10 protein-coding genes are annotated in these 15,560 nt (G+C 75.0%); 4 read left to right on the top strand and 6 right to left on the bottom strand.

The annotated features are described in order from the left end of the window. Positions 1–12: 12 nt before the first annotated feature. Genes AA0Z99_RS13360 through AA0Z99_RS13350 form a run of 3 tightly spaced genes read right to left on the bottom strand, consistent with a single transcriptional unit; the run spans position 13 to position 3,031 of the window. Complete coding sequence (locus tag AA0Z99_RS13360; RefSeq protein WP_413318160.1) at positions 13–732, bottom strand: glycosyltransferase; 720 nt, start codon at positions 730–732, stop codon at positions 13–15. Further along, positions 729–2,027, bottom strand: a complete 1,299-nt coding sequence (locus tag AA0Z99_RS13355) for a PIG-L family deacetylase (RefSeq protein ID WP_413318158.1) — start codon at positions 2,025–2,027, stop codon at positions 729–731. The genes AA0Z99_RS13360 and AA0Z99_RS13355 overlap by 4 nt, the downstream gene beginning before the upstream one ends. Continuing rightward, positions 2,021–3,031: an acyl-CoA dehydrogenase gene (locus AA0Z99_RS13350; protein ID WP_413318156.1), complete on the bottom strand. Its 1,011-nt coding sequence runs from the start codon at positions 3,029–3,031 to the stop codon at positions 2,021–2,023. The genes AA0Z99_RS13355 and AA0Z99_RS13350 overlap by 7 nt, the downstream gene beginning before the upstream one ends. A 52-nt stretch (positions 3,032–3,083) precedes the next feature. Here AA0Z99_RS13350 and AA0Z99_RS13345 point away from each other — a divergent pair, with 52 nt between their 5' ends. After that, positions 3,084–7,706: an ATP-dependent helicase gene (locus tag AA0Z99_RS13345; protein ID WP_413318154.1), complete on the top strand. Its 4,623-nt coding sequence runs from the start codon at positions 3,084–3,086 to the stop codon at positions 7,704–7,706. A gap of 49 nt (positions 7,707–7,755) precedes the next feature. After that, on the top strand, positions 7,756–8,553 hold the full coding sequence (locus AA0Z99_RS13340; protein WP_413318152.1) for a DNA-formamidopyrimidine glycosylase family protein: 798 nt from the start codon (positions 7,756–7,758) through the stop codon (positions 8,551–8,553). Positions 8,554–8,714: 161 nt separating this feature from the next. Here the strand turns inward: AA0Z99_RS13340 and AA0Z99_RS13335 are convergent, their stop codons facing one another. After that, positions 8,715–9,371 carry a TrmH family RNA methyltransferase gene (locus AA0Z99_RS13335; protein WP_413318150.1) on the bottom strand — a complete coding sequence of 219 codons (657 nt, stop codon included), beginning with the start codon at positions 9,369–9,371 and terminating at the stop codon, positions 8,715–8,717. 95 nt (positions 9,372–9,466) lie between these two features. Here AA0Z99_RS13335 and AA0Z99_RS13330 point away from each other — a divergent pair, with 95 nt between their 5' ends. Both AA0Z99_RS13330 and AA0Z99_RS13325 read left to right on the top strand, forming a co-directional pair. Then, positions 9,467–10,285, top strand: coding sequence for an HAD-IIA family hydrolase (locus tag AA0Z99_RS13330; RefSeq protein ID WP_413318148.1), 819 nt, complete (start codon positions 9,467–9,469; stop codon positions 10,283–10,285). Positions 10,286–10,562: 277 nt separating this feature from the next. Then, the gene (locus AA0Z99_RS13325) at positions 10,563–11,135 is read left to right on the top strand and encodes a TetR/AcrR family transcriptional regulator (RefSeq protein ID WP_413318146.1); all 573 of its coding nucleotides are present in this window, start codon (positions 10,563–10,565) and stop codon (positions 11,133–11,135) included. A gap of 26 nt (positions 11,136–11,161) precedes the next feature. On the opposite strand, the gene AA0Z99_RS13320 is transcribed toward AA0Z99_RS13325, so the two are convergent. Together AA0Z99_RS13320 and AA0Z99_RS13315 are read right to left on the bottom strand one after the other, a co-directional pair. After that, the gene (locus AA0Z99_RS13320) at positions 11,162–11,821 is read right to left on the bottom strand and encodes a helix-turn-helix domain-containing protein (RefSeq protein ID WP_413318144.1); all 660 of its coding nucleotides are present in this window, start codon (positions 11,819–11,821) and stop codon (positions 11,162–11,164) included. 92 nt (positions 11,822–11,913) lie between these two features. Then, a complete protein-coding gene (locus tag AA0Z99_RS13315; RefSeq protein ID WP_413318142.1) occupies positions 11,914–15,552 on the bottom strand; it encodes a hypothetical protein in 3,639 nt (1,212 codons plus the stop codon). Positions 15,553–15,560 lie beyond the last annotated feature (8 nt).

Genomic DNA, 15,560 nt, shown 5'->3' with positions numbered 1-15,560 from the left:
GCCGCTGCGCGACTAGGAGGCGCTGAGCGCCGCGAGGTAGGAGGCGAAGCCGCCCTCCACTCGGCCGCGCAGGCGCGCCGAGGTGCGCACGGGCGGCCGCAGCCGGTCGTCGACGACCGCACCGGATGCGCGCAGCCGCGCGACCACGTCGACGTCCTCGTGCAGGCGCATCGGCGCGATCCCGCCCACGGCCTCGAGCGCCGAGGCGCGCACCCCGAGGTTGGCGCCGTGCACCGAGGCGCCGGGCGGGAGCCGCTCGTGCGCAGCGTGCCACGCCGCGAGGATGGGCGCGGGCAGCGGGCCATCCGGCACCACGCGCCCGACGTGCAGATCGCATCCGTCGTCCGCCGCAGCCAGGTGGTCGAGCAGCCACGAGGCTGGCACCACGCTGTCGCCGTCGGTGGTCGCCACCCAGGTCGTCGCGAGCGTGCCGGCCGCCCGGCGTGCAGCGAGGCCCTCCGCGATGCCCGCGCGCCGGGCCGCGCCCACCGATGCGGCCTCGATCTCGAGCACCTCCGCACCCGCGCGGCGCGCGACCCTCGCCGTGTCGTCGATGCAGGCGTCCGCGACGACCAGCAGGCGCGCCTGCACGTGCGGGGAGCGCGCAGCGAGCCGCGCGAGCGCTGCGGTGACGCTCTCGACGCACGCGCCGACGCTCGCCGCCTCGTCGCGGGCAGGCACGACCACGAGCAGCTGGGCGATCGGCATCCGGCTGCCGTCGGCTGCGCTCATGCCGGCACCAGCACATCGAGCAGGAAGTCCTGATCCCGGTGCTCGACGACGCGGCGCATCCCCCGGGTGCCGGCCGCGAGCGCATGCACCTGCTCGGCGGAGGCGCGCAGATCCTCGCCATCGCCGCGCCAGTGGCACAGCACGACCTGCGCACCCGCGTCGCGCGCCTCGTGCAGGATCCCGCGGAGCGCATCGGCCTCGACGTAGGAGCCGATCTCGCTGAGCACGAGCAGGTCGACGTCGGCTCGCGGGAGGCCGTCGTCGATGGCGCGATGCTCGGCCCAGGCGTTCGCGTGCTCGGCGAGCGTTCGCCGCGCCTCGTCGAGCGCCGGCACCGAGGCGTCGACGCCGAGCGCGGCGTCGCAGCGCGAGGCGAGCTCGGCCGTGAGCATCGCGGTGCCGCAGCCCACCTCGACCGCCAGCCGGTAGCGCTGCTCGGGCAGGGCGGCGAGCACGAGCGCGCGCTTGCGACGCTCGTACCAGGTGGTGCGGGTCGCCCACGGATCGCCCTCGAGGGCGTAGCGCTCGTCGAAGGGCATCGGCCGAGCGGGCGGCGCGAGCAGCAGCCACTCGTCGCCGGAGAAGCGCGCGAGCATCGACGGCGTGAGCACCGCGCGATCGGCGGGATGCGGCGACAGCGCAGCGACCTGCGAGCGGTGCGCGGCGATCGCGCGCGCCTTCGCCCGGCGGGCATCCGCGTCCAGCGGCACGCGGCGCAGGGAGCCGCCGTCGAGCAGGCCGGGCTCGCCCCAGAGCCACGCCCAGATCGGTGCCCAGGCGCACTCGCGGCGAGCCTCGCGCGCGAGTGCGGCCACCGCGTCGCCGACGGCCTCGTGATCGGGGTGCCCGTCGAGCGCCCAGGGCGCGATGACGCGCGCATCGCCCGGCAGCGCCCGGATGAGCGGTCCGACCGCCGCCACCAGCTCGCGGCGGTGGTGCCGCAGCGCCCCGTCGGGCAGCCCGAGCCGGATGATGCGCGCACCCGTGCCCGCGAGCGCCGCCTCCTGCTCGGCGCGACGCCGCTCGGCCAGCATCGCCGGCGACAGCGTGGGCGAGCCGACGTGCGAGCCCTCCCCGTCGCTCGCGACCACCACGGTGACGGGGGTGCCGCGCCTCGCGGCCGCGTGGATCGAGCCGAAGGCGCCGAGCACCTCGTCGTCGGGATGCGCGGCGACGACGAGCAGCGCGCTCGGAGCACGGCCGAGCACCGGCGCATCGCGCAGCGCCGAGCTCGCGAGCCAGGCCTCGTGCGGCGTGCCCTCATCGGCGCCCTCGAAGCGGGGAGCGCTCACCACGACGGGGCGCCTGCCGCCGCTCGCGCGGCCATCGCGGCACCGAGGGAGGCCTGGTCGCGCTCGGCGTGGTGCTGGCGCACGTAGAGCTGCAGGTCGGCGACGCGGCGAGCGTGCGCTGCCTCGAGCGCGAGCGGCGCGGGTCCGAGCGCTCGGCCGACGCGCTCGATCACCTCGTCCACCGCGCGGGCGACGATGCCGCGCGTGCGCAGGGCGAGGGTGGCGGACTCCACGGAGGCGTCGCCCGCGTCGATGCGCCGGGCGGCGTCCGCGAGCGCGAGGCGCGAGGCGGTGAGCGCCTCGTCGATCGCACCCAGGTGCGCCAAACGCAGCGGCGCATCCGCCGTCGCGCGCAGCAGCCGTCGCGCGACCGAGACGGCACCGCCGTGCCAGCAGGCCGCGACGCCGACGCCGCCCCACGCGAAGCCGGGGCGGCGCAGGTACCAGCCGGCCTCGCCGACCGGGTCTGCCGCGACGCCGTCGAAGCGCACCGGGCCGGACGGGATGCCTGCGAGGCCGCGGGCGTGCCAGGCATCCGTCGCCACCTCGACGCCCGGGCGGCGCAGGTCGACATCGACGAGCACGCGCTGCTCGCCCGACCAGGCGGAGACGAGCGCGCGGTCGAGCCGATCCGCGAGCGAGCACCACGGCTTCTCCCCCACCAGCCGTCCCGCGCGCAGCTCGAGTCGGGCGCCAGGCCCCTCTGCGGCGAAGACGCCGTAGGCGCCGGCGCCGGGCGGGAGCGCCGCCTCGGACAGGATCGCCATCGCATCGAGATGCGGCTCGATCGCCCGCGCGACCTCGAGGTCGTGCGCACCGAGGGACGCGAGCGCCTCGAGCCGCGCTGCGGTGCGCCCGCCGGCCGGGAGGGGCACGGCCGCGGCGATCGCGGGGGCCGCGACGAGCGCATCCTCCACCGTCTCGGGCAGCGCACCGAGCGCCTGCAGCAGCACCCGCGCGCCGTCGCCGCCCTCGATGGTCACGGTCGGGGGCGGGGTCGCAGGCATCGCACCATTCTCCACCGGCTGTCCCCCAAGTCTGCTGTGCTGTACTGAGCGGGTGAGCGACGCGCTCGAGCAGTTCTCCCCCGCGACCCGAGCGTGGTTCGCGGGAGCCTTCCCTGCCCCGACGACCGCGCAGGCCCAGGCGTGGGCAGCGATCTCGCGAGGCGAGCACACGCTCGTGGTGGCGCCGACGGGCTCCGGCAAGACCCTCGCGGCGTTCCTCTGGTCCCTGGACAAGCTGCAGCGCGAGGATGCGCAGCCGCACGCGGAGCGCGAGCCCGGCGTGCGCGTGCTGTACGTGTCGCCGCTCAAGGCGCTCGCCGTCGACGTCGACCGCAACCTGCGAGCGCCGCTCGCCGGGATCGCCGCCCGCGGCCGCGCCGACGGAGCCGAGCCGCCGCAGATCAGGATCGGGCTGCGCACCGGCGACACGCCCCAGGAGGAGCGGCGCGCGCAGGCGAAGCACCCGCCGGACATCCTCATCACGACCCCCGAATCGCTGTTCCTGCTGCTGACGAGCAAGGCGCGGGAGACGCTGCGCACGGTCGAGACGGTCATCGTGGACGAGGTGCACGCGGTCGTCCCCACGAAGCGCGGCTCGCACCTGGCCCTCAGCCTCGAGCGGCTCGACGCGCAGCTGCCGCGCCCTGCCCAGCGCATCGGGCTGTCGGCCACGGTGCGGCCGGCGGAGGAGGTCGCGGCGTTCCTCGGCGGGCCGGCGCCCGTGACCGTGGTGGCGCCGCCGAGCGAGAAGCGCATCGAGCTGACGATCACCGTGCCGGTCGACGACATGACCGACCTGCGCGGGCCCGCGCGCGAGGAGGCCGCGCCGACCGGCAGCGCGTTCGGGTCGACGAAGCCCGAGCAGCCGTCGATCTGGCCGCACATCGAGCGCGAGCTGCTCGAGCTCGTCGATCGGCATCGCTCGACCATCGTGTTCGTGAACGCGAGGCGGGCGGCCGAGCGGCTCACGGCGCGCCTCAACGAGCTCGATCAGGAGCGGTTGGATGCGCTGGAGGGGTCTCGTGACGCGAGCGCCTCCGGCAGCAGCAGCGACAGCGGCGGCCGCGTGATCCTGCGCGACGTGTCGGAGCACATCCGCCTGCGCCTCGCGGAGCGCGCCGCGGCGCGGGACGCGGCGGGCAGCGACGATGCCGAGGCGCCGCCGCTGGCGCGCACGCACCACGGCTCGGTGTCGAAGGAGCAGCGCGCCGAGATCGAGGACCAGCTGAAGTCGGGCCGGCTGCGCTGCGTGGTCGCGACCTCGAGCCTGGAGCTCGGCATCGACATGGGCGAGGTCGACCTGGTCGTGCAGGTCGAGGCGCCGCCGAGCACCGCGAGCGGCCTGCAGCGCGTGGGTCGCGCCGGCCACTCGGTCGGCGACGCATCGCGCGGCGTCATCATCCCGAAGCACCGCGCCGACCTGCTGCACGCGACAGTGGTCGCCGATCGCATGGCGCGCGGCGAGCTCGAGCCGATCCGGATGCCCAGGCATCCCCTCGACGTGCTCGCCCAGCAGACCGTCGCGGCGGCGGCGATGGACGAGCTGGTCGTCGACGACTGGTTCCAGACGGTGCGACGCGCCGCGCCCTTCGCGCAGCTCTCCCGCGGCGCGTTCGACGCCACCCTCGACCTCGTCGCCGGCGTCTACCCGAGCGACGAGTTCGCCGAGCTGCGGCCCCGCGTCATCTGGGATCGGGACGCCGGCACCATCGCCGGGCGCCCGAGCGCGCAGCGCATCGCGGTCTCGAGCGGCGGCACGATCCCCGACCGCGGGCTGTTCGGCGTCTTCCTCTCCGGCCAGGAGGGCAAGCCCGGCGCCCGGGTCGGCGAGCTCGACGAGGAGATGGTCTACGAGACGCGCAACGGCGACGTCTTCGCGCTCGGAGCCACCAGCTGGCGCGTGGTCGACATCACCCACGACCGCGTGCTCGTCGTGCCCGCCTTCGGCGAGGTGGGCAAGCTGCCCTTCTGGCACGGGGACAACGAGGGCCGGCCCGCCGACCTCGGCGCCTCGATCGGCCGCGCGACGGCCGCGCTCGCGGCCGGGCTCGGCAACGGGAAGGGCGTCGACCTCCCGCACTCCGACGAGCGGGCCCGGCGCAACCTCGAGGCCTACGTGCGCGATCAGCTGACCGCCACGGGGGCCGTGCCCACCGATCAGCAGCTGGTCGTCGAGCGCTCGCGCGACGAGCTCGGCGACTGGCGCCTCATCGTCCACTCCCCCTTCGGCCGGCGCGTGCACGCGCCCTGGGCGCTCGCCATCGACCGGCGGCTGCGCGAGGACAAGGACATGGGCGCCGCCGCGATGGCCTCCGACGACGGCATCGTCATCCGCATCCCCGACTCCGACGCGGACCCGCCCGGCGCCGACCTCATCCGCTTCGAGCCCGAGGAGCTCGAGCGCATCGTCGAGACCGAGGCGGGAGGCACCGCGCTGTTCGCGAGCAGGTTCCGCGAGTGCGCCGCGCGCGCCCTGCTGCTGCCCAAGCGCGACCCCGCCCGGCGCGCGCCGCTCTGGCAGCAGCGCCAGCGCGCCGCGCAGCTGCTCGACGTCGCGAAGCGCTACCCCGACTTCCCGATCGTGCTCGAGGCGCTGCGCGAGGTGCTGCAGGATGCCTACGACCTCCCGGCGCTGCGCTCCATCGCCGAGCGGCTGCAGCACGGCGACATCCGCGTCGTCGAGGTCGAGACGCCGAGCCCCTCGCCCTTCGCCCACCACCTGCTCTTCGGCTACGTCGGCGCCTTCCTCTACGAGGGCGATGCCCCGCTCGCCGAGCGACGGGCCGCGGCGCTCACGCTCGATCCGACGCTCCTCGCCGAGGTGCTCGGCACGACGGCGCTGCGCGAGCTGCTCGACCCGCTCATCGTCGATCGGATCGAGCTGGAGCTGCAGCGGCTCGCGCCGGATCGTCGCGCCCGCGGCGTCGAGGGCGCCGCCGACCTGCTGCGCCTGCTGGGGCCGCTGACGGTCGACGAGCTGGCCGCCCGCATCGAGGGCGCCGACGACGCGCCGCTCGATCACGACGGCGCAGCCGCGATCGCCGCCTCGCTCGTCGATGCCCGGCGCGCGGTGCGGGTGCGCGTCGCCGACGAGGAGCGGATCGCCGCGATCGAGGACGTCGCCCGGCTGCGCGATGCGCTCGGCGTGCCCCCGCCGCCCGGCGTGCCGTCGGCGCTGCTCGACACCGTGCTCGACCCGATCGGCGACGTGGTCGCCCGGCACGCCAGGACCCACGGGCCCTTCACCGTCGACGATGTCGGCACGCGCTTGGGGCTCGCGCCGGCGGTGGCGCGCTCGGCGCTGCGCGCCCTCGAAGCGCAGGGGCGGGTGCTCTCCGGCGCCTACCGCCCGGGCGGCTCGGGCGAGGAGTGGATCGACGCGCAGGTGCTGACGAAGCTCAAGCGCCGCAGTCTGCAGGCGCTGCGCAGCGACGTCGAGCCGGTGGACCACGCGGTCTTCGCCGATCACCTGCTCGCCCACCAGCACGTCACCAGGCCGCTGACCGGCGTCGACGGCCTGCTCGAGGCGCTCGACGGCCTCGACGGGCTGCCGCTGCCGCTCAGCGCGCTCGAGACGCTCATCCTGCCCTCGCGCGTGCAGGGCTACCGCCCCGCGATGCTCGACGAGCTCACGGCGAGCGGCCTGATCACCTGGGTCGGAGCCGGTGCGCTCGCCGGGAAGGACGGCCGCATCGTGCTGCGCGCGGCAGACACCGTCGCGCAGCGGCGCGACCTCGAGCACGACGACCCGGAGGCGGCGGCGATCCTCGCCGCGCTCGGCGAGGGCGGCGCGCTCTTCGCCCGGCAGCTGGGCGACATGGTCGCGCTCGATCCCGCTCGGCTCGCGGATGTGCTGTGGCCGCTGGTCTGGGCCGGTCGCGTCACGAACGACACCATCGCGCCGATGCGCGCCCACCTGCTGGGCGTGCGGGCGCGCTCCGCGCCGACGCCGAGCAGGCGATCCGCGCCGGCGAGCCGCCGTCGCATCGGCCTCGCGCGGCCGTCGCGCACCGACGCGATGCCGCTGCTCGCCGGGCGCTGGCTGCTCGCGTCGAGGCCGGCGGGCGCGCCGACCGAGCTCGCTGCCGCCACCGCCGATGCCCTGCTGGCCCGCTACGGCGTCGTGACGCGCGGGAGCGTCGTCGCCGAGGACGTGCCGGGCGGGTTCCACGGCGTCTACCAGGTGCTGAAGGCCTTCGAGGAGGCCGGGCACACCCGCCGCGGCTACTTCGTCGACGGGCTGGGCGCCGCCCAGTTCGCGGACGCGCCGGTGGTGGACGCCCTGCGCGCCAGGCAGTCGAGCGGACCCAGCGACGCGATCGCCACCGTCGCGGCGGTCGACCCCGCGAACCCCTTCGGGGCGGCGCTGCCGTGGCCCGAGGCGCGCGGCGACCAGCGGCCGACGCGGCGGGTCGGTTCCCTGACGACGATCGCGGCCGGGCGGCCGGTGCTGCACCTCGAGCGCGGCGGCAAGTCGCTGCTGACCTTCGTCGAGGACGACGAGCTGCTCGTGCGCGCGCTCGAGAGCCTGGCTGACGCGGTCGCGCGGCTCGGCGGGCGCCGACGGGTGCTCGAGCAGGTCGACGGGCACTCGTCGCTCGAGGCCGAGCTGACGCCGGTGTTCGAGCGGGCCGGCCTGCGCCGCACGCCCCGCGGCTACCGGATCGGGCCATGACGGGCCGCACGCCCCGGCCCGGGGCACGGGTCCCGGGGAGCGTCGGCTGATGCCCGAGGGCGACACGATCTTCCGCGCCGCAGTGCGGCTGGGCGCCGCCATGGCCGGGCACGAGCTGCTGCGGAGCGACTTCCGGGTGCCGTCGCTCGCCACCGTCGACCTCGCGGGCGAGCGCATCGAGGAGGTCAGGGCTGTCGGGAAGCACCTGCTCATGCGCGGCGAGCGCTTCACCATCCACTCGCACGCGGGCATGGACGGCCTCTGGCACGTGCTCGAGCCGGGTCGCCGCGCGCCCGTCGCGACCCACACCATCCGCGTCGTGCTCGCCACCGAGCAGCACGAGATCGTCGGCTCGAGCCTGCCGGTGCTTGAGCTGCTGCCGCGCGCGGGCGATCTCGAGGCGCTCGCCTACCTCGGCCCCGATCTGCTCGACGAGGGCTGGGACGACGCGATGGCGGCGGAGGCCGCGCGCAGGCTGCGGGCGACCGGCGCGCCGGTGGGCGTCGCGCTGCTGGATCAGCACGCCGTGGCCGGGCTCGGCAACGTCTACCGGGGCGAGCTGTGCTTCCTGCGCGGCGTGCATCCCGCGACGCCGATCGGCGAGGTCGACGTCGAGCGGCTGGTCGCGCTCGGGCGGCGGCTGATGGTGGCCAACAAGGAACGCACCGAGCGCACCTTCACTGGCGACACGCGCAGCGGTCGTCGCACGTGGGTCTACGGCCGCGGCGGGCAGCCGTGCCGCCGCTGCGGCACGCGCATCCGGGATGCGCAGCTCGGCCTCGAGGACGGGATGCTGCGGCAGGTGCAGTGGTGCCCGAGGTGCCAGCCGGAGCCAGCCCCCGAGTAGCGGCGCGCCGCCGCGCCCTCCGACGGCCCGTGCGCACAACGCAAGCCCGGCGACCAGGAACAGCGGTCTGCGCGTGCCAGCAGCAGCGTTCGCCCCGAGGTCGGGCCGTGGGGCTCGCGTTGTGCGCCGAGGGGGGCGGAGAGGGGCGGGGGCGGGGGTGCTCAGCCGGCGGGAGGGGCGGCGGGGGCGTGGGCGCGGATCCACTCGTGCATGACGATGGCGGCGGCCGCCGCGGCGTTGATCGAGCGGGTCGAGCCGAACTGGCGGATCGCCACGTGCGCATCCGCCGCCGCGATCGCCGCGTCCGTCAGGCCCGGCCCCTCCTGCCCGAAGAGCAGCACGCAGCGCTCGGGCAGCGGCGCAGCATCGACGGGCACGCTGCCCTCCGTGTTGTCGACGGCCACGACCACGAGGCCCGCCTCGCGCGCCCACGCGGTGAACGCATCCGTCGTCTCGTGGTGGAGCACGTGCTGGTAGCGGTCGGTGACCATCGCGCCCCTGCGGTTCCAGCGGCGCTTGCCGATGATGTGCACGGCGGATGCGCCGAAGGCGTTGGCGGTGCGCACGATCGACCCGATGTTGAGGTCGTGCTGCCAGTTCTCGATCGCCACGTGGAAGGCGTGGCGCCGCGCGTCGAGGTCGGCGACGATCGCCTCGTGCCGCCAGTAGCGGTAGCGGTCGACGACGTTGCGGCGATCGCCGTGCTCGAGCAGCTCGGGGTCGTAGCGCTCCTCGCTCGGCCACTCGCCCGGGAACGGCCCGACGCCGACGGCCAGCTGGGGCTCGTCGGCGTCGGGGCCGGTCACCGGTGGCTGCATGCCTCCAGGCTAGGGGCGCCGCACCGCGCTGCGCGTGCGATCGCGCGTCACACTTCGGTCACGCGCGCGCAACCCCGACGCCGTAGCCTCAGAGCATGCGAACGCGCGCGGACATCGAATGCTGGCTCACCGACATGGACGGCGTGCTCGTCCACGAGAACAGCCCGCTCCCGGGCGCCAAGGAGCTGCTGCGGCAGTGGCAGGATGCGGGCACCGAGTTCCTCGTGCTCACGAACAACTCGATCTTCACACCCCGCGACCTCGCAGCGCGGCTGCGCGCATCCGGCCTCGACGTGCCGGAGCAGCGCATCTGGACGAGCGCGCTCGCCACCGCCGACTTCCTGCACGATCAGGCACCGGGAGGCTCTGCCTACGTGATCGGCGAGGCCGGCATCATCACGGCGCTGCACGAGATCGGCTTCACGATGACGGATTCGGATCCGGACTTCGTGGTCATCGGCGAGACGCGCTCCTATTCCTTCGAGGCGATCACCAAGGCGATCCGGCTGATCGCCGGCGGCGCCCGCTTCATCTCTACCAACCCAGACGCGACGGGGCCGAGCGCCGACGGCATCCTGCCCGCCACCGGCGCCATCAACGCCCTGATCACGACGGCGACCGGCCGCACGCCCTACATCGTGGGGAAGCCGAACCCGATGATGTTCCGCTCGGCGCTCAACAAGATCGGCGCCCACAGCGAGGTCACCGGCATGATCGGCGACCGCATGGACACTGACATCATCGCGGGCATGGAGGCCGGCCTCCACACGGTGCTCGTGATGACGGGCATCTCGAGCCGGACGCTCGTCGACACCTACCCGTTCCGGCCCGACGAGATCCTCGAGGGCGTCTTCGAGCTGGTCGAGGATGCGCCCGTCGAGTCGGAGGTCGAGGCGCCGCGCGACGACGTCTAGCGAGCACGGGGCCGGTACATGGCCGGCCTGCCCTGACGGCGACCGGCGGAGAACGTGACGGCCTGAACCGCAGATTCTCCTCAGGCGCACGGGGCCATGCTCAGCAACGATCGAGCATCGCGCGCTCGATTTGCGCGATGTAACGACGTTCGCGCAGACTTGCGCAGGCCGCGCCGCCGCCGGCCTCCGCATGACCTGAGTGAGATCGATGTTCGCACCAGCAGCACCCTCCGAGCAGACCTCGGCGCAGAGCGGTCTTCGCGCTCGCAAGAAGCAGATGACCTACCGCACGATCGCCGACGCGGCCCTGACCCTGACCGCCGAGCGCGGTCTCTCCGGCGTCACGATCGAGCAGATCGCCGAGCGCTCGTTCGTCTCCCCGAGGACGGTCTCGAACTACTTCCCCTCCAAGGAGGCGGCGCTGCTGGCGGCGTTCGACACCGGGCCGGACTCACTGCTCGACGGTCTCGCGTCGAGGCCGACCGAGGAGCACCCGCTGCGCTCTGTGGCAGCGGTGCTGCTGGACGAGGTGCGCAGCTGGGATGCGAGCAGGCTGCAGCTGCTGCGCGACAAGGAGGCGATGCTCGAGCAGTATCCCGCGCTCGTGCCGCATCGGCTCGCGCAGCTGGAGCAGTTCGACGGCGCGATCCGCGCGATGATCGCCGCTCGCACCGACAGCGACCCCGCGACCGACCTGCAGGCGCAGCTCATCGCCGGCGCGGCCACCGCAGCCCTCAAGAGCTCCATCCGCCTCTGGTCGGTGTCCGGCGGCGATGCGGCCGACCTCGCGAGCCTGCTCGAGCGCTCGTTCGACGCGCTCTCCGAGGGTCTGCAGGCGACGGCGGCCTAGCGCAGCGCCGCGCCGGCCGACCGCCGTCAGCCCAGCCGACCGCGATCGTCCAGGCGACGGCCGTTGGCGCGGATGCGCTGCTCGACGCCCCGGGGCGTGACACCCAGCAGGGCGGCGAGATCCTGCACCGCCATGCCCTCGTGCAGCAGGTCACGCAGCGCCGAGGATCGCTCCCGCATCGCGGCTTCCATCTGATCCATCGCCTCGCGGTAGCGGGCGCAGGCGTCGGCGATCCGCGGATCGCTGCCCGCCTCGTCGAGCGCAGGCGCCTCGCCGGCGTCCAGCAGGTCGGTGAGGCGCTTGGCCACCATGCGCTCGCCGCCGATGTCTCGACGCCATCGGCTGCCGTCGAAGCCGACCCTGACCGGCTGCGCCGAGCGTCGCACGGGCTGGCGCGGCTCCTCGATCGGCTGGCGCTCCGCGCCGATCGCCTCGACGACCTCCGCCTGCGGCACGCCCAGGGCGCTCGCGATGGCCGCGCTGCTGGCGAGGCTCGGCTGCGAGCGCCCGTTGAGCCAGCGACTGACCTGCGACTGCCCGATCGAGCCGTTCGAGGCGCGCGCGACGTCGATGCCTCGTAGCCCCTGCTCGCGCATCTGATCGCGCAGCCAGCGAGCGAACGGCGGTCGGTCGCCGGCGTGCGCAGCGCGGGCAGCGTCGGTCGGATCCAGCCTGGGATCGGGCATCGAGCGAGTCCCTTCCATCGGTGACAGCTGACGGCGTCGGGCCTCGAGCGACTGCGGGATGGCAGTGCTCGCAGGGCGGTTGAGGACGAAGGTCATGTCGTGCTCTCCAATCGGCGGTTCCTGATGATCGTGCGCGCCAGCAGCGCGAGTCCGAGGAGCAGCAGCAGCGCGGCCACGCCTGCGAGCACGCGCGGCAGCAGCAGCGCCTGCGCCATGGCGGCGTCGGCGGCGGCCTGCGGGGCGTCGACGGCGCCCGGCGCCGGTTCGATCGGATCGCCGACCGGAGCGCACTCGACGTGCTCGGACCCGCCCTCGCCGACGCGCTCGCAGACGACCGCTCCACCCCCGAACGCCACCTCGACCGACTCCCCGACGCCGAGGGCGCCGAGCGAGATGGGCTGGCCGGTCACCGGGTCGATGACGACGATGTCGCGCCCGTCCGCCGCGGCAGCCGTCACCACGAAGCGCCATCGCATCGAGGCAGCGACGGCCGTCGGTGCCTGCCCGGTCGGTGCCTGCGCGGCAGGCGACTCCACGCTGGGCGACTGCTCGGCGGGCGACCCGCCGGCGACGGGCGCGGGCGCGGGCGCGACGACGGCTGGCGGCACCGCCACCGGCGGCTCGGCGGGCACCGGGGCACCGATGGGGGTGCGGTCGCCGGGGAACGGGATCGGGCCGGTGGGGATCCTCGGCGGGCTCGGAGCCGGATCGACCACGACGGGCGGGCGCGCGGGATCCGGCGGCGCGGGCTGCTGGCCGGCGCTGGGGGCTGCCTCGCCGAAGTACCACGACGCATCCGTCGCCTCGCTCGGGCGCACCGCGAGCGGCTGACCCTGCGGGTCGAACGCCGTGGCGCGCGCGGTCGCGATGCCCTCGTAGGCACCCTCGACGATCGTCGCGCTGGAGACGAAGCGGCGCGACTCCCCCGGCTCGAGCGGGCCCGTCTCGGTGCTCGAGGCGGGGCGCACGCCCGGCCGGCCGTCGCCGGCGACGAAGCGCTCACGGACGTCGAAGGCGTCGAGCAGCGCGTTGCCGGTGTTGGTGACCACGTGGCTCCAGCGCACGACGTCGCCCGCGCGCAGGGTCGGACCGGGAGCGGCGTGCGCGGTCGTCCCGTCGATGGCGCTCTCGACCCGCAGCGAGGGCTCGGCCACCGGCGTCACACTGGCACGGGTGGACGTGAAGGATGCCGCGGCTCCGGCATAGGTGCCGGACGCCGTCGCATCGTTCGTCGCGACCGCACCGGCGAGTTCATCCCAGGGCATCGGTGTGGCGAGCTCGACGTCGACGGTCGCTCCCGCGGCGACCGAGCCGAGCTCGACGCGGAACGCGGTCGCGCCCTCGGCATCGGCCGACCAGCTGCCGGTGTCGGCCGAGGTCGCGTCGCGCGAGTACTCCACGGTGGCGCCGCCGGGAACGTCGATCGGGCCGGCGAGCCGCAGCGGGAACGCGCTGCCGCGCCCGTCGCCGCGCGCGGGCAGCCGGTCGAAGAGCACGACGTCGTCGATCGCGCGCGGCAAGCGGTTGTGCAGCCGCAGCTGCCACTGCGCGAGCTCGCCGGCCCCCACCGTCGCCCTCCTCACCCACGCTCCGTCGTCGCCGACGTGCGCGGCGAGCACCAGCCCACCGCCGGCGGTCGCGACGCTCCGGTCCGACAGGTGCGCGATCGTCTCGCGCGTCGGGTCGAAGTCGTGCACGTCGGCGCGCAGGTGCGGCGCGTAGAACCCCAGCGGGACGCCGGCGAGGGAAGGATCGGTCGTGGAGGCCCACGCCTCGAACTCGACCGCGGCGCCAGCGTCGAGCGCCGAGGGGCGCGCGAGGACGGGGATCGTGTAGCGATAGCCGTCCAGGAGCTCGAAGCGGTGGCGGGCCTCACCGGCAGCGCGCACCGAGGCGACCTCGTCGAGCAGCAGCACCACCACCTGGCGGTCGCCGAGCATCTCGGTCGCGACGAGCACTCCCTCGCCGATGTCGGGCACCGCGCGGCCGGTCACCGTCTGGGCGGCAGCGCGGCTGACCCCCGTCGCAGCGTCGTACTCGACCCCGCGGGGCAGCACGACGCGCACGAAGGCGTCGGCGATCGAGCGGCCCGCCGGGTCGGTGTTGACGACGGTCGCGACGATCGGGGTGCTCGCCGCCGAGCCGAGCGTGCCGGGCGCATCCACGGTGGTCGTGAGGGTGACGCGGTCGGCGATCGTCGCGCGCACGGCGTCGTCGTCGCTCAGGGCCTCGCCTGCGACGGTGGTGCCCGCGGCGGTGACGGACGCCTCGAGCGCGCCTCCCGGCACCGCACCCGAGACGAACGACTGCAGGCTGGCGACCACATCGGCCTTCACGTGCACCTCGGAGCCGCCCGGCACGGTGGTCGACGCGTCGGGCGAGACCGTGACGCGCCAGCCCGTCAGCCGCTCGCCCTCGGCGAGCTCGAGCACCTGGTCGAACCCGCTCTCGAGCCAGCCCTCGGAGCCCGCCGGCTGCACCGAGATGCGCGCGTCCGTGGCCGTCGTGGCGTCGTTCGGCACCCAGCGCTGCCAGCCCGTGCCGGCATCCGTCGTGTACTCGAACACGTAGGGCACGGCGGCGCGCGCGAGCGCCGGCGAGAAGTTGATGCGCAGGCGGTAGACGTCGAGGTGGTCGGCGAGCGGCGATCGCTGGAGGTCGGCGTCCCGCATCGCCGCATCCGTCACCGTCAGCGACTCGAGCCCGTCGCCCGTGTAGGAGGTGATCGCGGAGAGCTGCTCGTGCCAGCGGCCGTGCTCGAAGGCCAAGGTCTCAGCACCGGTGTTGAGCACGGTCGAGAGGCGCTCGACCTCACCATCGCCGAGCGCTGGCGCTGGTGCGTCATCGCTGCCCTGGGCGTGCCAGGTGCCGGCGGCATCCATCGTCGACAGGGCTGCGCTGAGCAGCGGAGGCGACTGGCCGGCAGGGAACGACGCGGGCGCGTAGTCGACGGTGAGCCAGATCGCGCGGTCGCTGGGATCGACCGAGGGAGTCGGGTGCCCGAAGGTGCCGTCGCGCTGCCACTGCGCCGCCGCGCCGCCGTCTGCGTCGGGCGTCACCTGCCAGCCGGCCGACGAGCCGAGCACCTCGGCGCCCACGGGCAGCGCCGCGCTGAGGCGCTGCGCCCACGTCGTGAAGCTCCTCGCAGCGGTGTCGCCCTCGCGCACGTTGAAGCGGTAGGTGACGGCGCGCTGGTCGCTGCCTGCGACGGTCGAGGCCCAGGCGTCGGCCCGGTAGTCGTTCGAGCCGTCGATGGCGGTGCGCTCGACATCGGTGGGCGCAGGGCCGGTCGTCGGCGTGCCCGTGAGCGACGTCTCGAGCACGCTGGCGGGGTGGTTCGCGGCGGGATCGGTCTGGACGACGGTGAACGAGAAGGTCGCCAGCTGTTCGACGAGCGGCTCCAGCGTGAAGACGACGGTGCCGGATGCGTCGTCCACCGCGTACGAGGCGACGGGCGACGCGCCGCCCACCGGCACCGCGTCGATGCGCAGCCCGTCGTCCAGCTGCGCGGTGAGCGCGATGTCGTCGAGGGGGGTGGCCGAGCTCGCGTCGGATGCGACGGTCACCTGGTAGGCGAAGGCGTCGCGCACCCCCACCGATCCGGGCGCCTGCAGGTCGAGCGCGTAGGGCCGGGTTGTCGGGGCGGCGGCGGCAGCGTCGGGCAAAGTGAGCGCGGCGAGCATGACGGCAGGGACGAGCGCCAGCACGAGCGCTCCAGCGCCCCGGGGCACCGATGATC

Source organism: Agrococcus phoenicis, assembly GCF_047302415.1.
Taxonomy (GTDB): domain Bacteria; phylum Actinomycetota; class Actinomycetes; order Actinomycetales; family Microbacteriaceae; genus Agrococcus.
This window is presented reverse-complemented; position numbering and strand designations above follow the sequence as displayed.